The organism is Streptomyces odontotermitis, assembly GCF_050510915.1.
Classification (GTDB): Bacteria; Actinomycetota; Actinomycetes; order Streptomycetales; family Streptomycetaceae; genus Streptomyces.
Genome location: NZ_JBNJLS010000023.1, coordinates 108,059 through 125,872, shown reverse-complemented (window position 1 = coordinate 125,872; position 17,814 = coordinate 108,059). Strand labels below are relative to the sequence as shown.

At 73.8% G+C, this 17,814-nt stretch carries 8 protein-coding genes; 2 read left to right on the top strand and 6 right to left on the bottom strand.

What is annotated here, in order from left to right; all coding sequences use genetic code 11:
• Nucleotides 1-42 precede the first annotated feature (42 nt).
• Entirely contained in the window at nt 43-876 is an 834-nt protein-coding gene (gene argB / locus ACQB60_RS38975; protein WP_496930820.1) for an acetylglutamate kinase, read from the top strand.
• 25 nt (nt 877-901) lie between these two features.
• Here the strand turns inward: argB and ACQB60_RS38970 are convergent, their stop codons facing one another.
• From ACQB60_RS38970 to ACQB60_RS38955, 4 genes are read right to left on the bottom strand one after another with little or no spacing between them, the layout of a single operon-like run.
• Nucleotides 902-1,453, bottom strand: coding sequence for a GNAT family N-acetyltransferase (locus ACQB60_RS38970; RefSeq protein ID WP_496930819.1), 552 nt, complete (start codon nt 1,451-1,453; stop codon nt 902-904).
• Between the two features lie 49 nt (nt 1,454-1,502).
• The gene (locus tag ACQB60_RS38965) at nt 1,503-1,739 is read right to left on the bottom strand and encodes a hypothetical protein (protein ID WP_496930818.1); all 237 of its coding nucleotides are present in this window, start codon (nt 1,737-1,739) and stop codon (nt 1,503-1,505) included.
• The gene (locus ACQB60_RS38960) at nt 1,736-3,370 is read right to left on the bottom strand and encodes an amidohydrolase (protein WP_496930817.1); all 1,635 of its coding nucleotides are present in this window, start codon (nt 3,368-3,370) and stop codon (nt 1,736-1,738) included. Before ACQB60_RS38960 ends, ACQB60_RS38965 begins: the two co-directional genes overlap by 4 nt.
• 7 nt (nt 3,371-3,377) lie before the next feature.
• Nucleotides 3,378-3,590, bottom strand: a complete 213-nt coding sequence (locus ACQB60_RS38955; protein ID WP_496930816.1) for an MbtH family protein — start codon at nt 3,588-3,590, stop codon at nt 3,378-3,380.
• A gap of 90 nt (nt 3,591-3,680) precedes the next feature.
• On the opposite strand from ACQB60_RS38955, the gene ACQB60_RS38950 reads away from it, so the two are divergent.
• Nucleotides 3,681-4,790: an alpha/beta hydrolase-fold protein gene (locus tag ACQB60_RS38950; RefSeq protein WP_496930815.1), complete on the top strand. Its 1,110-nt coding sequence runs from the start codon at nt 3,681-3,683 to the stop codon at nt 4,788-4,790.
• 92 nt (nt 4,791-4,882) lie between these two features.
• Here the strand turns inward: ACQB60_RS38950 and ACQB60_RS38945 are convergent, their stop codons facing one another.
• Together ACQB60_RS38945 and ACQB60_RS38940 are read right to left on the bottom strand one after the other, a co-directional pair.
• Nucleotides 4,883-6,604: an ABC transporter ATP-binding protein gene (locus tag ACQB60_RS38945; protein ID WP_496930814.1), complete on the bottom strand. Its 1,722-nt coding sequence runs from the start codon at nt 6,602-6,604 to the stop codon at nt 4,883-4,885.
• Nucleotides 6,591-17,792, bottom strand: a complete 11,202-nt coding sequence (locus tag ACQB60_RS38940) for an amino acid adenylation domain-containing protein (protein WP_496930813.1) — start codon at nt 17,790-17,792, stop codon at nt 6,591-6,593. The genes ACQB60_RS38945 and ACQB60_RS38940 overlap by 14 nt, the downstream gene beginning before the upstream one ends.
• Between the last annotated feature and the right edge of the window lie 22 nt (nt 17,793-17,814).

The window sequence follows — 17,814 nt, the reverse complement described above, 5'->3', positions numbered from 1 at the left end:
AAGCAAATCTTGTTGGCTCCGGGGTGGGTGGAGACAGAGAGCATGAGACCGGTCGTCATCAAGTTCGGCGGCAACGCCATGGTGGACGCGAGCCTCCAACGCACCTTCGCCCAGGACGTCGTGGAGCTGTGGCGGGCCGGCCTGCACCCGGTCGTCGTGCACGGCGGCGGCCCGCAGATCAGCGCGATGCTCGACCGGCTGGACCTGGAGAGCCGCTTCGAGGCGGGCCTGCGCGTGACCACGCCGGAGACCATGGAAGTCGTCCGCATGGTGCTCACCGGCCGGGTCCAGCGGGAGATAGTCGGCCACATCAACGCCCACGGCCCCTTCGCCGTGGGAATGACCGGCGAGGACGCACACACGATGACGGCCGAACGGCGGCCCGCCTGGGTCGACGGCCGCCCCGTGGACATCGGTCTCGTCGGCGACATCGTGGACGTGAACCCGGCCATGGTGCGCACGCTCCTGGAGCAGGGCCACATCCCCGTGGTCTCCCCGGTGGCCCGCGGCGCGGACGGGCAGGTGTACAACGTCAACGCCGATCTCGCCGCGTCGGCCCTGGCCGTGGCCCTCGACGCCGAACGCCTCGTGATGCTCACGGATGTGGCGGGGCTGTACGCGGACTGGCCGCACAGCACCGAGGTGATCGAGCACCTGACCGCCGAGGCGCTGGACGAGCTGCTGCCCGGGCTCGCGAGCGGGATGCTGCCGAAGATGGAGGGCTGCCTGCGGGCCGTACGCGGCGGTGTGGGCCGGGCCCACGTGCTCGACGGCCGGGTGCCGCACGCGGTGCTGCGCGGCGTCCTCGGCGGGACCCTCACCGGCACGACCGTGGTCCCCGACCACAGCCAGGACCGCGACCCGAGCACCGTATAGCCGGGAGCCGTGCCGCCGCGTGGCCTCACAAGTCCCGCGCCAGCACCCGCGCATTGCGCCGGGGGTCGAGGGACGCCGCCCAGGACGGCGGCGCCGACTGCGCGCTCGCGGGCGCGAAGCCGTACCGCAGGAAGAGGTCGCCGCCACCGGTCGTCGCCGTGAACACAGCGTCCAGCGCCCCGGCCCGCGCCATCGCCAGCGCGGCGCGCAGGAGTTCGGCTCCGACTCCGCGCCCCTGCATGTGCTCCGCCACACAGAAGTTGTACAGAACGCCCGTGAGCCCACGCTCCCCGCCCGGATACACGCGCAGCCCCACGCAGCCACCGAGACCTCCCAGATCCCCCAGGTCCCCCAAGTCCCCCAGGTCCCCCTCCGACGACTCGGCCACCAAGAAGTCGGTGGCATGAGCGGCGTACACCGAGGCGGGCCGCTCCCGCAGCGCGCCCGAGCGCACGAACGGCGCGGACAGGGCGGCGAGTTCGGGGGCGTCCGCCTCGCGGGCGCAGCGCACGACCGGCGGCGGCGTGCGAGGCGGTGTCCGGAGGGACAGGGCAGGGGGCGGCGTGGCCGCGGTCAAGATCTACCTTCCTCAGGTACGCGATTTCCAGGTGCGTGAGCGAGGGCGGCTACGCGCACGGCCCGCCCGGATACTCCCGGGTCTCGGGCACGTCCGCCCGGCGCATCCGGTCGAGCACCTCCCTCAGGACCCTCTCGTCGACGATGTCCACAGGGCAGTTGATCTTCCTGTCGAAGACGAGGGTCTCCTCCGGGGTGTCCCAGATGACCCAGCGGTGCGGGAAGGCATCGCTCTCCCAGAGGCTTGCGTAGCCCTCAGCACCAGCCGTCAGCCCTGTCTCCCTCATGCCGCCGCCACCTTCCCCGTTTCCCTCGTCTCACGACCGTCCACATACGTGGCCGCCACCTCGATCCCGCCGATGCGCGACACCTCCACGCGCGTGGGGTCGTCGCCGAGCACCACCAGGTCGGCGCGCTTGCCCGGGGTGAGGCTGCCCAGGTCGTTCTCCCAGTGGCAGGCGTACGCGCCCGCCATCGTGTAGGCGTGCAGGGCCTGTTCGACCGTGATGCCCTCGTCCGGGCCGATCACCTGGCCGGACGCGGAGGTGCGCTCGGCCATGAACTGCACGGCGCGCAGCGGGGATCCGTCCGTGACCGGGCGGTCGGAGCTGCCGACGAGGCGGATGCCGTGGTCCAGGAACGACCGGCCCCGGTAGAGCCAGGGGGCCCGCTCCTCGCCCATGATCGCCGCGTAGTCGTCGCCGAAGTGGCGCAGGAAGTTGGGCTGGACGACCGCGGTGACGCCGAGCCGCGCGAAGCGCGCGAGCTGGTCGGGGCGGATCAGTCCGGCGTGCTCGACGCGGTGCCGGGCCTCGGGGCGCGGGCGCAGGCGCTGGGCCCGCTCCAGGGCGTCCAGGGCGACGTCGGCCCCGCGGTCGCCGATCGCGTGCACGGCGAGCTGCCAGCCCGCGAGGTGGCCGTCCACGATCGTGTCCGCGAGGACGTCCGGGTCGTCCTGCAACTGGCCGCTGTGGTCGAGTCCTTCGTACGGACTGGTGAGCGCGGCGGTCCTGGCCATCATGCCGCCGTCCGTGAAGACCTTCAGGGCCCCCACGGAGAGGCGGTCGTCGCCGAACCGGGTGCGCAGGCCGAGGTCGAGGGCGCGCGGGAAGCCGTCGGCCGCGTGCGCGTCGACCGGGCGCAGCCGGTCCGCGGCGACCATGAGCTGCACCCGCAGCGGCAACAGTCCCTCGTCGCGCGCGAGTTGGTAGGCGCCCAGCTCGACCGGGCTGTGCCCGAGGAGCGTGCCGCCGATGCCCGCCTCGGCACAGGCGGTGACGCCCTCGGCCAGACAGGTCCGGGCGGCGCGCCCGATGGACTCGGCCAGGTCCCGCTGGGAGCGCGGCAGGCCGAGGGCGCGGGCTGCACCCATGGCGCCCTCGGCGAGGAAGCCGTTCTCGTGCGGGATGTCCGCGGGCAGCAGGTCCAGGACGGCGGAGTTGACGACGCAGCCGTGCCCGGAGTCGTGCAGCAGGTACAGCTTGTGCCCGTGGCTGACCTTGTCGAGTTCGGCGGCGGTCAGGTGCCGGCCGAGGGCCCGCTGGTCGTAGCCGACGACGGTCACCCAGTCGCCCGAGCTGCCGTCACCCGAATCACCGCCGCCCGAACTGCCGCCGCCCGCACCGCCCTTGCGGGTGACGGCGTCCTCCACGGCCGCGAGCACGTCGTCGATCCGCGTGCGGCCCGCGATGCTCGGGGCGCTCTCCTTGAACCCGGTCCAGGCCAGGTGCACATGGGCGTCGATGAACCCGGGCAGCACGGTGGCGCCCTGGAGGTCGATCACTTCGCGCGCGGGCACCGACGTCACGGCCGCGTCGAGGCCCACGATCCGGCCCCGCCAGATGCCCAGGTCGTGGGCGACGGGGTGGTCCGGGTCCATGGTCAGGAAGCGCGCGTTCGTCAGCCGGGTGCAGAGCATCAGCGGGTCAGGCGTCCGCGGCCGCCGCGAGCGAACGCGGGCGCAGGTCGGTCCAGTTGGCCTCGATGTACTCCAGGCAGGCGTCCCGGGAGTTCTCCTCGAAGACGGTCGTCCACCCCCCGGGCACCTCGGCGAAGGACGGCCACAGCGAGTGCTGTCCCTCGTGGTTGACCACGACCAGGAAGCGGCCGTCGGCGTCGTCGAAGGGGTTGGTGCTCATGTGCCAGTGACTCCTCGGATTTGCTTAGGTTAGGCTCGCCTAATCAACAGTGAGCTTAGCCCTTCCCCTTCCCTCTCACAAGGAGCGTCCATGCACCGCTCGACCGGAACAGAACAGCCCTTCGCCGCATACGGGCTGACCGGCGAGCCGGGCACCGACACGTTCTGGGCAGCCGCCCGGACACCCGTGTCACTGCCCGCCGACAACGGCTGGACGACCCTCTTCCTGTGGCGCGGCTCCCCCGCCACCCTCGCCTTCGAGAGCTGGTCCGAGCCCGTCGCCCTGAAGCGGTGGGGCGCGACCGACTGCTGGTATGCCGAGGTGGCGATGCCCGCGCGGCTGCGCGTGACCTATCAGCTCCGCACCGGCGACGGAGACACGCACGCCGACCCGTTCAACCCGGCGGGCGCGGGCGGCGACCGGTCCATCGCCGCGACCCCGGACGCCGGGGAGCAGCCGCACTGGCCCGCCCTCGGCGCCGGCGCCGACGTCGTACTGCCGCTGCCGCGCACCCGGATCCGCTGGAGCAGCGAACGGCTCGGCGGCCGGCGCACCGTACGGGTCCACCCGGCGGGCGGCGGCGGGCCCGTGGTGCTGCTGCTCGACGGGGACGACTGGCTGCATCTGCACCCGGCCATGGACGCCTTCGACTCGGCCGTCGCCCAGGGCGAGATGCCGCCCGTCACCCTCGTGTTCCTGCCGGCCAAGGACCGGGAGGCCGAGTTCGGCTGCGAGCGGGCGCTGTGGGAGGCGGTCCGGGACGAACTGCTGCCGCTGGTGGCGGAGTCCGGGGTCCGCGCGGACCCGGACCGCCTCGTGGTGGCCGGGCAGAGCCTCGGCGGACTGAGCGCGATGTACGCGGCGCTCGAGTTCCCGGAGCTCGTGCACCGCATCGCCTGCCAGTCGCCCTCGTTCTGGTGGGCGCCCGGCGCGGTGGGCGCGGCGGATCCGCTGGGCGGCGCGGTCGGCGGCGCCGTCGCCGAGCGGCTGCGCGGGCTGGAGGGCACCGGACTGTCCGGGCTGCGGGCCGCGTTCGACGTGGGCGAGCACGAGACGCGCATGCTTCCCCACTGCGCGCTCGCCGAGAAGCTGGCCGAGGAGGCCGGTGCGACGGTACGGGTCTCCCGGTCGCCGTCCGGCCACGACCGGGCGGGCTGGCGGCACGCCCTGCTCAGGGATGTCGCCTGGGCGCTGGCCTGAGCCCCTTCCGATACCTCAACAGCCGGGTGGCCCCGGGGAGTACGTCGACTCCCCGGGGCCACCCGGCGTATTGCCCGGAGCCGCGCGCCGCATCACCTGGCCACGGCCAGGCAGTACTCCTCGTCACGCGCCAGCAGGTTGCGGTGCGTGTCCTCCGCCACGACGGCCCCCTCGTCCAGGACGAGCACGCGGTCCGCGGCGTCCAGGAGCGCCGGGCTGCTGGTGAGCACGACGGTGGTGCGGCCCCGGCGCAGCTTCGCTACGTTGCGCGCGATGAGCTGTTCGGTGACCGCGTCGACGGCCGTCGTCGGGTCGTGCAGGACCAGGATCTCGGCGTCGGCGGCCAGCGCGCGCGCCAGGGACAGGCGTTGGCGCTGCCCGCCCGACAGGTTGGCGCCGCGGTCGCGGACGCCGTAGTCGAGCCCCTCGCGGTGCAGCGCGACGACGTCGGTCAGCATGGACGCCTCGACGGCCTCGTCGACCGTGCGGCTCGTGCCCGCGGGGTCGATGTTCGACCGGAGGGTGCCCGCGAAGATCTCCCCGTCGTACGGATTCACCAGCAGGTGCTCGCGCACCGACTCGACCGACAGCGCGGCGAGCTCCTGCCCGCCGAGCCGCACCGCGCCCTCGTACGCCTCGGGCGGGACGTTCACGGCGAGGACCGCGGCGAGGTCGGCCGCCGCGCGCGGCTGGTAGACGGCGATCGCCACGAACTCGCCCGCGCGCACCCGGAACTTCAGCTTGCGCAGGGACCCGTACCGGACGTGGTCGAGCTCCAGGTCCCCGCCCTCGGCCGGGCGGCCCTCGCCCGGGGTCGTCACCGGCGGCGCGCCGAGCACCAGGGCCATCCGCTCGGCGGAGGCGCGGGCCGTCATCACGTACTTGGGCATCTCCGAGAAGAGCTTCAGCGGCTCCATGATGAACTGCGCGAGGCCCACCGCCATCACGAGTTCGCCGATGTTGATCTCGCCGCCGAGCGCCAGCCAGCCCGCCGTCAGGGTCACGGCCGCGGCGAGGACGGCGTTGAGGCCGAGGGCGGTCCCCGCGTACACGCCGTTCACCTTGGCGACGGTGACCGCCTGGTGCTTCGCCTCGGTGCTGACCTGCCGGTACGAGCGGAACGCCGCGTGGTTGCCGCCGAAGCCGTGCAGCGGGCGAAGGCCGGTGATCAGGTCGGCGACCTTCGCGCCGGCCCGCGCCACCCGGGCCTGCTGTTCGCGGGTGCTGGAGCCGATCCGCTTGGACATGACGCTCAGGACCGTGAGGATCCCGACGGTGCCGACCATCACCAGCAGGCCGAGCCGGTAGTCGGCGAGACCGAGGGCCACCGCCGCGACGAGCACCGCGACCAGCGAGCTGATCAGCATCGGCACGACTTCGACGATGTCGGCGGTCTGGTCGGCGTCCTCGGTGGCGATGGTGAGCACCTCGCCGGACTTCAGGTCGACGTCCCGGGCGACGGGCTGGAGCCCGCAGGCCGCGACCCGCACCCGCCAGCGGTGCGCCTCCGTCGTGTTGGCCTTCTGCAGGATGCGCATCCCGAACCGCCACGACAGCGACACCGTCGTGATGATCACCGCGAGCGCGCCGATCGACACGGCGAGGGCGCCGAGGCTGCGCTCGCCCTTCATCGTGTGCTCGACGATCAGGCCGAGCGCGATCGGGAAGGCCGTCTCACCGGCCTGGTACAGGCCCATGAGGACGGTGCCCCAGATCATGGCGCCGACGTTGCGGCGCAGGGCCGTCCGCAGGATGTCGGACCCCGGGCGGGGCCGCCGCGTGTCAGGCGTCGTCTGTGTGTCAGGAGTTCTCATCGAGATGGCGGGCCATCGCTTCCGGGGTTCGCAGGGTGAAGAGGTCGCGGACGGTGACCACAGGACCGTACTCCCGGCGCAGCAGGCCGATCAGGCGGACCGCCAGCATCGAGTGCCCGCCGAGGGACACGAAGTCGCTGACCGCGCTCACCTCGTCGTCGTCCAGGTCCAGGGCCTCGGCGAAGAGCTCGCAGACCACGGTCTCCGTCTCGGTCCGCGGGGCGCGCTCCGCCGCCGTGGTCAGCGCGCCGAGCGGCTTGGGCTCGGGCAGCGCCTTGGTGTCGGCCTTCCCGTTCACCGTCAGCGGGATGGCGTCGACCTCGGCGTAGTGCGAGGGGCGCAGGAAGTCCGGCAGCCCGGCGCCCACGTCGGCGGCCACGGCCGCGAGGTCCGCGCCGTCCAGGACGAGGTGGACGGCGAGCCGGTACGCGCCGTCGACCTGCGGGTCCGGCTGGGCGACGGCCGCGGCGAACCGCACCGCGGGGTGCGCCGCGAACGCGGCCTCCACCTCGCCGAGTTCGACCCGGTGACCGCGGATCTTGACCTGCTGGTCGGTGCGGCCCAGGTAACTGAGGTTGCCGTCGGGCCGCCGCACCACCAGGTCCCCGGTGCGGTACATGCGCTCGCCGGGCGCCCCGAACGGGCACGCCACGAAGCGGTGCGCGGTCTGGGCGCTCTGCCCGAGATAGCCGCGCGCGATGCCGACGCCCGCCACGTACAGCTCACCGGGCACGCCGTCCGGCAGCGGCCGCAGCCACGGGTCGAGGACGTACACGTCGGTGTTGTCGATGGCCACGCCCACCACCGGGTCCTGGCACTCGAAGGTGCCGACGCCCAGGGTGTTGATCGTGTACTCGGTCGGCCCGTACAGGTTGTAGCCGACCGTGCCCTCGGTCTCGGCGAGCCGCTGCCACAGCGTCGGCGTGACGGCCTCGCCGCCGAGCAGCACCAGCGCGGGCCGCCGCTCCGGGGTGTCGAGCAGCCCCTCGGAGACGAGCTGCTGCGCGTAGGTCGGCGTGACGTTGATGACGTCGATGCCGTGCTCCAGGCAGTACGCGACCAGGCGGGGCGCGTCCCGGCGCAACTCCTCGTCGCAGATGTGCACTTCGTGCCCGTCGGCGAGCCAGAGCAGCTCCTCCCACGACATGTCGAAGGCGAAGGACACGGTGTGCGCGATCTTGAAGACGCGGTGGCCGTGCTCGGCGAGGACCGGCTCGAAGATGCGTCGCTGATGGTTGATCAGCATGTTGGTGAGGCCCGCGTACTCGGTCACCACGCCCTTGGGCCTCCCGGTCGAACCGGAGGTGTAGATCGTGTACGCGGGGTGGCGCAGGCGGTCCGGATCGTCCGGCGCGAACGTCACGAAGGGCTCGGCGTCCGGCAGCCGGCGGTCCAGCTCGATGACCTCGGTGCCGGCGGGCAGCCGGGGCGACACCGCGCTCACGGTCAGGATCACCTCGGGCCGGGCGTCCGCGACGATCCCCGCGATCCGCTCGTCCGGGTGGTCCAGCTCCAGCGGCACATAGGCGGCGCCGACGCGCAGCACCGCGAACAGCGCCACGATCGAGTCGAGGGAGCGCGGGAGCGCGAGGCCCACGGTCGTCTCGGGTCCGATGCCGCGCCCGGCGAGCACGCCCGCCACCGCCCGGCTGCGGTCCCGGAGTTCGGCGAAGGTCAGGGACGCGCCGTCCGCGACGAGGGCGACCCGCTCGGGGGCGCGGTCCGCCGCCCGGTCGAAGCGGTCGACGACGGTGTCCGTGCCGACGTCCGTACGGGCGCCGGGCGCGGGCTCGGCGCCGAGTCCCGGCAGCGCGCCCAGCGGACCGGCCGACCGGGCCAGCTCGTCGAGCACGCGCAGGTAGTCGTCGAGCAGCCGGCGGGCGTCCTCGGGGGTGCCGGCGCGGTGCTCCAGCTTGACCGTGAGCCGCTCGCCGGGCGTGACGACCCAGGTGTACGGGTAGTGCGTGGAGTCGTCGGCGGTCACCGAGGTGATGCCGTGCCGGGCGTTCATCGCGGCGAACGCGTCCATGTCCAGGAAGTTCTGGAGCACGAAGAGGTTGTCGAACAGGGTGTCGTGCCCGCTGGCCCGCTGGATCTCGCCGAGCCCGAGGTGCTCGTGCTCCATCGCCTCGACCCGGGCCGCCTGCACGCCCGCCAGGTACTCCCCCGCGGTCTCGTGCGGCCGGGCCTTCGTCCGCATCGGCACGGTGTTGAGCAGCACGCCGACGAGGTCGGCCAGGCCCTCGCCGTCGCGCCCGGAGACGGTCACGCCGAACACGGCGTCGGCGCGGCCGGTGTGCGCCCCGAGCAGCAGCCCGAAGGCGCCGGTCAGCACCGAGTTGAGGGTGACGCCGTGGGCCTTGGCGGCGTCGCGCAGGAGGTCCGACTGCTCGGCGGAGAGCGTGTGCACGAGGGGCTGCGGCAGCGCGTCCGAGAGGGACGGCGCCGGGCCCGCGAGCAGCGTCGGTCCGCCGAGGTCCGCGAGGTGCCCGGCCCAGAAGCGCTCGGCCGCGGCGGAGTCCTTGGCGGCGAGCGTCCTGGCGTACTCCTCGAAGCTCGGCGTGGCGGGCACGGCGGGCGCCAACTCGCCCTGCAGCGCGGCCTCGTAGGCGTCGAACAGGTCCCGCAGCACGATCTCGCGGGACCAGCCGTCCCACAGCAGCAGGTGGTAGCTGAGCAGCAGTCCGTCGCGGCCGTCGGGACGGCGCACCACGGTCAGCCGGATCAGCGGCGGCTCGGCCGGGTCGAACCCGGCGTCGCGGTCCCGTGCGCGCAGCGCCTCGACGTCCGCGTCGCTCGTGAGCTCGACCGTGCGGACGGGGACGCGGCGGCCCGCCTTGAGGACCTGGACCGGGTTGCCGTCGTCGTCGGTGCCGAAGCCCGCGCCAGCGACCGGGTGGCGGTCGATCACGTGCGCCATCGCCTCGGCGAGCGCCTCCGTGTCCAGGCGCCGGTCGAAGGTGAACCAGCTCTGCGCGACGTAGTGTCCGGCCGCGCCCGCCAGCTGGGCCTGGAAGAACAGGCCGCGCTGGAGCGGGGTGACGGGCGCCGTGCGCTCGGCGGTGGCCGCGGCGTCCGCGAGGGACTCCAGGGCGCTCAGCCAGTGCTCGGCGATCTCGTCGGGGATGTCCTCGCCGAGGAGGAACTCCGCGTGCAGCCGGCCGGTGGCGTCGTCCGTCCACGCGTTGACCTCGACGGCGTACGGGCTTGCCTGGTCGCCGCCGGTGAGGCGCAGCGCCTGCGATTCGCCGCCCCGGCCCAGGTAGTTGAAGAGCACCTGCGGGCGGCCGGTCAGGAGCGGGGCCGTCTGCGGGTTGAGATGGCGGAGCTTGCCGTACGCGATGTGGCCGCACTCGTCGGGCTGGCGCTCGGCGACCTCGCGGGCCGCCGCGACGGGGTCGGTGTGCGCGGTGAGCCGCACGGGTGCGATGGCGGTGAACCAGCCGACCGTGCGCGTGTAGTCGTGGTGCTCCAGGGCCGGGACCCGGCCGTGCCGCTCCAGGTCGATGGCGAGGTCGGTGGGCGCCTTCCGCATCGACGTCTGGGTCCGGGTGAGGGCGGTGCGCAGCGCGCCGCACAGCAGCTCGGTGAGGCCGATGCCCAGGGCGGCGGGCGCGGTGCGGGTCACGCGGTCGCTCGCCTCGGCGGCGAGCACGGCCGTGGTCTCGCGCAACTCCCCTGTCCGTGCGACCAGTTCGGGCGCCCGGAGCGTGTCGATCCAGTGCCCGATGCCGTCGACGTCCTGCGCGGCCCCGAGCGTGAGCGCCTCGGCGTACTCGGCGAAGGACGTGGTGGGCGGCGGCAGTTCGGCGCCGCTCATCGCGGTGGTCAGGTCGTCGAGGAGGATCAGCCAGGACACCGCGTCGACGGCGAGGTGGTGCACGGTGACGACGAGGGTCCGGCTCGCCTCCAGCCAGGCGAAGGCGATGACGTCGCCGGACTCGGGGTCGAGGCGTCCGGCGGCGGCGTCGGCGACGGCCGTGGGGTCGGTCGACTGCGGCCGCTCCACGGTGACGTCGACGTCACGGGCGGGTTCGGTGCGCAGCGCCCACACCCCGTGCTCGGTGCGCAGCCGCAGCCTGAGGGCCGGGTGCGCGGCGACCACGGCACGGGCGGCGCGCTCGGCGTCGGCGAAACCGGCGCCTTCGGGGGCCACGAGGGTGCGCGCCTGGGCGAACCGGTCGAGGGATCCGCCGAGTTCACCCAATGCGCGCTGGCGCAGGATGATCGGCGTGGGTGCCACGGGGCCGTCCTCGCGGCGCGCGGGGGCGGTGGCGGCGGCCTGCGGCGTACGGGTTCCCGGGGCGCCCTGGGAACCCTGGGCTCCCAGGTGCTCGGCGAGCGCGCGCGGCGTGCGGAACAGGAACACGTCGCGGGGCGCGATGGGCAGTCCCAGCGCGCGGGCCCGGTTGATCACGGTGATGGCGACGATGCTGTCGCCCCCGGCCACGAAGAAGTCGGTGTCGGCGTCCACGGTGGCGCCGGACAGCGTCTCGGCGAAGACTTCGGTCAGGGCGGTGAGTACGGATTCGCTGACGCCCGCGACCGAAGCGCCCGCGTCCGGAGCGGCGGCGTCCGGAGCGGCGGCGTCCGGAGCGGCAGCGTCCGGAGCGGCAGCGTCCGGAGCGGCGGCGTCCGAGGCGGCGGCCGCCCGCTCGGCCAGCGCCTTGCGGTCCAGCTTGCCGTTGACCGTCAGCGGCAGGGCGTCGACCGTCAGGACCCGGCCGGGCACCATGTGCACCGGCAGCTTCGCGGACAGCGCCTCGGAGAGGGCGGCGGTGTCGTCGGGGACGCGGCCCACGACGTGCGCGACGAGGTGGTCGCCGCTGTCCGCGACGGTGACGGCCACGTCGACGACGCCGTCGAGCTCCCGGACGGCGGCCTCCACCTCACCCAACTCGATGCGGAAGCCCTTGAGTTGGACCTGGTCGTCGGCGCGTCCCACGAACTCGAGCTCGCCGTCGAGCGTGCGCCGGGCCAGGTCGCCCGTGTGGTACATCCGGGAGCCGTCGCCCGCGAAGGGGTCGGCCACGAACCGGCCCGCGGTCAGGCCCGGACGCCCCAGGTAGCCGAGCGACACCTGGTCCCCGGCGACGTAGATGGCGCCGACGCGGCCCGGCGGGACCGGGCGCAGCCGGTCGTCGAGCAGGTAGGTGACGAGGCCGGGGATGGGGCCGCCGATCGGGCTCACCTGATCGACGGCGCCGTCGGCGCCGAAGTCGGCGTCCGTCAGCACCCGGTGCGTGACGTGCACGGTGGTCTCGGTGATGCCGTACATGTTGACCAGCTCGGGCGAGCCGGTGCCGTGCCGCTCGACCCAGCCGCGCAGCCGCCCGAGGTCGAGGGCCTCGCCGCCGAAGATGATCCGGCGCAGCGCCGTGACCGGCTCATCGGCGTGCCGGTCGGCCTCGATGAACTGGTAGAACGCCGACGGGGTCTGGTTGAGCACGGTCACCCCGCGCTCCCGGACCAGCCGGTGGAAGTCGACCGGCGAGCGCGTCAGCCCGTACTCCGGGACCAGCAGTTCGGCACCGTGCGTCAGCGCGCCCCACAGCTCCCAGACCGCGAAGTCGAAGGAGAAGGAGTGGAACTGGACCCAGACGTCGTCGGGTCCGAAGTCCATGTCGGGCCGCGTCCGGGCGAGCAGCGTCACGACGCTGGAGTGCGGGACGACGACGCCCTTGGGGCGGCCGGTCGACCCGGAGGTGTAGATCACGTACGCGGGGTCGCGCGGACTGACGGCGACGGCGGGCGCCGACTCCGCTGAGTCCAGGGGGAGTTCGTCGCCCTGGACCACCACCCGGGCCGCCACGCCCGCCCGCTCAAGGAGCCGCGCAAAGCGGTCCCGCTGGTCCCGGTCCACCAGGACCACCTGCGGAGCGGCGTCGGCGAGGACGTACTCCAGGCGCTCGTCCGGGTACGCCAGGTCGAGCGGCACATAGGCGCCGCCCGCGGAGACGACCGCCACGAGGGCGACGACCTGTTCGAGGGAGCGCGGCACGGCGACGGCGACCCGCCGCCCCGGCCCGACCCCGGCGGCACGCAGGGAAGCGGCCAACTCGTCCTTGGCGTCGGCCAGTTCGCCGTACGTCAACGACCTGGCGCCGCCGTCGAGGCCGCACTGGGTGACCGCGGTGGCGGCCGGGTCACGGCGGGCGGCGGCGTCGAACAGCTCGCCCAGGGTCGCGGGAGCGACCTGGACGGGCTGCCGTCCGCTCTCCCGCGCCAGCTCGTCGACCAGGGCGTCCGGCCGGGTGAGCAGGCCGGTGAGGGTCCGCGTGAAGGTGCGCAGGATCGCCTGGGCGCCGTCCTCGCGCAGGAGTTCACCGTCGTAGATCAGGTTGAAGCGCGGTGTGCCGTCGGGCGTGCGCTCGACGACCAGTGTCAGCGGGTAGTGCGGGGCGCCCTCGTTCACGATGTCCGCGATGACCAGGTCGTCGCCGGGCGCGCGCAGCCCGGCCACGTCGGTGGCGACGTCGAAGACCACGAGGGTGTCGAAGAGCGAGCCCGCGCCCGCCTGGACGAGCGAGCCCGCACCGCCCTGGACGAGCGAGCCCGCGCCCGCCTGGCGGCCGATCCGTGCCAGTGAGACGTGCTGGTGCGGCAGGACGGCGCTCTGGTGCTCCCGGACGGCGGCGAGCAGCTCGCGCGCCGTGCCGGTGGCGGTCCAACGCGCCCGTACGGGAATGGTGTTGATGAACAGGCCCACCATGTCCTCGATGCCGGGCACGTCCGCGTCCCGCCCGGAGACGGTGGAGCCGAACACCACGTCCTGGCCGTGCAGGAGGGAGCCGAGCGTCACCGCCCAGGCGCTGTGCACCGCCACGCTCAGCGGCACTCCGGCCGACCGTACGGCCGCGTCGATGTCTTCCTGGGGCTGTACGGAGGTGTCGGCGAACCGGTCGGAGGGCGTGTGCCCCTCGGCGACCAGGGAGGGCCCGGCAAGCCCGGCGAGCTCCTCGCGCCAGGTCCGGTCGCTCTCGTCCTCGTCGCGCCCGGCGAGCCAGTGGACGTAGTCGGCGAAGCCGCCGCGCGGGTACACGGTGCCCGGCGCGTGGCACTCGGTGAGGAGCGCGCGCAGCATCGGCGGCACCGACCAGCCGTCGGCGATGATGTGGTGCACGGTCTGGACGAGGACGGTGCGGCCGGTGAGCTCGGGGTTGTCGGCGCCCGTGCGGATCAGCGTGTAGCGCATGAGCGGGCCGGTGGCCAGGTCGAACCCGGCGCGGCGGTCCCGCTCGGCGAGGTCGCGGAGCTCCGCGTCGGTGATCCCGGGCCGGTCGAGCACGGTGAAGGGCGCCTGCGCGCCGCCGTCGAGCACGGAGACGACGCGGCCGTCGGCGAGGGCCACGAACCGCGCGGCCAGGTTCGGGAAGAGCGTGAGCAGCCGGGTGGCCGCCGCCGCGAGCCGCTCGGCGTCCACCTCGCCCTCCAGGGTGAGGAGTTGCTGCTCGACGTAGGCGCCCGCCGAGTCGTCGTCGAAGACCGAGTGGAAGTAGAGGCCCTCCTGCAGCGGGGTCAGCGGCAGGACGTCGCGCAGCCGGGGGCCGTCCAGGGCGTCGACGTCGGCCTGGGTGAGCGGCACCAGGGGGAAGTCGCTGGGGGTGTGGCCGCCCTCGTCGAGCGCGGCGAGTGCGGCAAGGGCGGCGCGGAAGTACCCGCCGAGGGTCGTGATGTCCTCGTCGGTGAACACCCCGTCGGGCCAGGAGATGGTGGTGACCAGCTCGTACGCGCCACTCGCGCCGCTTGCGCCGCCCGCGCCGTTCGCCGCGGGTTCGGCGATCGCGTTGAACTCCAGCGGGCGCGGCAGCCGCATCCGCGGGTCGCGCCTCTCGCCCAACTGCCCGGTGGCCCCGGCCAGTTGCCAGTCCCCGGCCGCGCCCGCGTCGAAGCGGCCCAGGTAGTTGAAGAGCACCTGCGGCGCGGGCGCGTCGAACGCGGCGCCGGCGAGGTAGCGCAGGGCGCCGTACGAGATGCCGTTGTCCGGCACCCGGGCGAGGTCTTCCTTGACGGCCTTGAGCGCGGCCGCGAGGTACGCCGGTGCCAGGTACGCGGAGTCGGTGTGCGCGGAGTCGGTGTGCTCCGCCGTGGCGCCGGGGTCGACGGTCACGGGGAACAGGGTGGTGAACCAGCCGACGGTGCGCGAGAGGTCCGGCTCGCGGCCTGCGGCGGCCGCCACGAACTGCCCCTCGCGGCCGTGGCCTTCGAGCTCGATGTGCGCGAAGGTCTGCTCCTGCCCGAGGTCGCGGCGCCACCGGGCGAGGGCGACGGCGAGCGCGGTCAGCAGAACGTCGTTGACGCCCGCGTGGAACTTCGCGGGGATCTCGCCGAGGAGCGCGGCCGTGACCTCGGGGCCGACGGTCACGGTCCGGGTCCGCTCCCGGGCGACGGTGTCGGCCTCGGTCAGCGCGCGCCGGCCCACCGGCTGGTCCGTGCCCGGCAGGGCCCGCCGGAAGGGGGCGGGGTCGGCGTCGGCGGCGGCGCTCTGAAGGTACGTGGTCCACTGCCGGAACGACGTGCCCACGGGCGGGAGTTCGACCGGGGTGCCCGCGGAGCGCTGCCGCCACGCGGTGGCGAGGTCGTCCATCAGGACGCGCCAGGACACCCCGTCCATGACGACGTGGTGGGCGACGAGGACCAGCTGCCGGTCCGCGCGGCGCCACACGGCGCGCAGCATCACGCCGCCCGCCGGGTCCAGCCCCTCGGTGGCGAGCGCGACGCAGTCGTCCAGCGGCAGGTCGCTCTCCTGCCAGGACGCGGCGGCTCCCTCCGCCTCCGGCATGTCGAAGCTCCAGCGCTCGCCGCGCACCAGACGGGCACGGAGCATGTCGTGCCGCCCGATCAGCGAGGTGAGGATCGCGCCGAGCGCCTCGCCGGTCAGCTCCGCCGGGGTGGTGAGGACCACCGACTGCACGAAGCCGTCGATCGCGTCCGTGGTCTCGCCGAGCCACTGCACGACGGGCGAGCCCACGACGGCGCCGGTCGCGACGTCCTCGGCGGGGTGGACGGCGGTGACGTCCTCGCGGCCGGCCACGGCGGCCAGGGCGCCCACGACGCTGTGGGTGAAGATCTGCCGCGCGGTGACGTAGAGGCCCGCCTCGCGCAGGGCGCTGAGCAGCGAGATGGCGAGGATGCTGTCGCCGCCGAGCTGGAAGAAGTCCTGGTCGACACCGACCTGTTCGAGCCGGAGCACGGAGGCGACGGCCGCGCACACCGTGCGTTCGTTCTCGGTGCCGGGTGCGACGAGGGCGCTCGTGTCGGCGGTGGGCTCGGGCAGGGCGTTCCGGTCGAGCTTGCCGTTGGCGGTGAGCGGGAACGCGTCGAGGACGACGATGTGGGTCGGCACCATGTACTCGACCATGTGCGCGGTGGCCCACTCCTTGACCTCGGCCGCCCGCAGCCCTTCACTCCCGGCGGCCGGGATCACATATCCGACCAGGTAGGTGCCGCCCGCCGTGTTCTTCCGCGCGACGACACACGTGTGCCGCACCCCGGGGTGCTCGGCGAGGCCGACCTCGACGTCCTCGATCTCCAGGCGCATGCCGCGGATCTTGATCTGGTTGTCGGCCCGGCCGAGGAAGTCGAGGGACCCGTCCGGGGCGAACCGCGCGAGGTCACCGGTCCGGTAGAGCCGCGACCCGTCCGCCGCGAAGGGGTTCGCCACGAACCGGGACGCCGTGAGCCCCGGCGCGTTGACGTAGCCGCGCCCCAACAGGAGCCCGCCCACGTACAGTTCGCCGCCGACGCCGACCGGGACCGGGCGCAGCTCCTCGTCGAGCACGTACAGCTGGGTGTTGGGGTTGGCCTTGCCGATGGACGTGGACAGGCGCTCGGCCGCGCCCCGGTAGATGACGTGGGAGACGCCGATCGTCGTCTCGGCCGGGCCGTAGCCGTGGTACATGGGGATGTCGAGCCGGGTGCGGAACCGCTCGTACAGCTCCGGGGTGAGCACCTCGCCGCCGCACCACACGTGCCGCAGGCTGTCGAGGCGCCCGGAGTCGCCCGCCATCTCCAGCAGGACGTCCAGCATGGACGACACCAAGTACGTGAAAGTGACGCGCTGCTCGGCGATCACGCTCAGCAGGTGGTGCGGGTCGCGCTCGCCGCCGGGCCGCAGGACCACGAGGCGGCCGCCGGAGACCAGCGGCAGGAAGATCTCGTTGATGGAGATGTCGAAGGACAGCGGCGCCTTGAACAGCGACGCGTCGTCGTGGCCGAAGCCCAGGATCTCGTTCACCTGCCACAACAGCCGCTCGCTGATGGCCTGGTGACGGATCATCGCGCCCTTGGGCCGCCCGGTCGAACCGGACGTGAAGATGACGTACGCGAGCGCGTCGCCGTCGACGGCGACCCCGGTCTCCCCGACCGGGTAGGAGCCGTAGCCCCAGTCGTCGAGGTCGAGTGCGAGGGCGTCCGGTTCGCCCGCCTCGCACTCCCCCGTGGCGCCCAGCTGCAGCACGACGCGGGCGTCCTCGATGACGACGGCACGGCGCTCGGCGGGCCACTGCGGGTCGAGCGGCACGAAGGCGCACCCGGCCTGGAGCACGCCGAGGAGCCCGATGACCATCTCCGCGCTGCGGCCGAGGGAGATGCCGACGACCTGCTCGGCGGTGAGCCCGCGCTCGATGAGGTGATGGCCCAACTGGGCGGAGAGCTCGGCTGCTTGACGGTACGTCAGGGTGCGGTGCTCGTCGACGACGGCGACGGCGTCGGGTCGGGTGCGGGCCTGCTCGCGGAACATCTCCACGATGGTCGGGCGCTCCCGGTGCGCCTCGGTGTCGTTCCACCGGGCGAGGGTCTCCAGCCGCGCGGCCGGTCCGGTGGGGCTGATGGTGCCGAGGGGCCGGTCCGGGAAGTCGGCCAGGTCGCCGAGGGCGAGCTGGGCGTCGGCGAGTCCGACACCGGAGGGGACGGCGATGCTCCGGCCGTCCACGCCGCCCGTGCCCTCCTCCCCGGTCTCCCAACCGCCGGGCGCCGCACCGCCGTTGTCGGCCCAGGCAAGCACGTCGGCGAAGAGGGTGCCGGGCGCGAGGTCGATGCCCTCGGGGCTGCGGCCGGTGGCCCAGTACGAGAGACCGATGGCGCACGCCTCGGCGAGGGTCCGGTCGGAGTAGCCGCCCATGCGCCGGCGCATGTCGGCGAGCCGCGCGGGAGACAGCAGTACGAGACCAGCGCTCGGTTCCATCATCGAATCCAGCGAATCCATCGAA

Excerpts from the sequence above, each read along its gene's own strand:
- argB (WP_496930820.1), top strand. The coding sequence starts at position 43 with ATGAGACCGGTCGTCATCAAGTTCGGCGGCAACGCCATGGTGGACGCG.
- ACQB60_RS38965 (WP_496930818.1), bottom strand. The coding sequence starts at position 1,739 with ATGAGGGAGACAGGGCTGACGGCTGGTGCTGAGGGCTACGCAAGCCTC.
- ACQB60_RS38960 (WP_496930817.1), bottom strand. The coding sequence starts at position 3,370 with ATGCTCTGCACCCGGCTGACGAACGCGCGCTTCCTGACCATGGACCCG.
- ACQB60_RS38955 (WP_496930816.1), bottom strand. The coding sequence starts at position 3,590 with ATGAGCACCAACCCCTTCGACGACGCCGACGGCCGCTTCCTGGTCGTG.
- ACQB60_RS38950 (WP_496930815.1), top strand. The coding sequence starts at position 3,681 with ATGCACCGCTCGACCGGAACAGAACAGCCCTTCGCCGCATACGGGCTG.
- ACQB60_RS38945 (WP_496930814.1), bottom strand. The coding sequence starts at position 6,604 with ATGAGAACTCCTGACACACAGACGACGCCTGACACGCGGCGGCCCCGC.
- ACQB60_RS38940 (WP_496930813.1), bottom strand. The coding sequence starts at position 17,792 with ATGATGGAACCGAGCGCTGGTCTCGTACTGCTGTCTCCCGCGCGGCTC.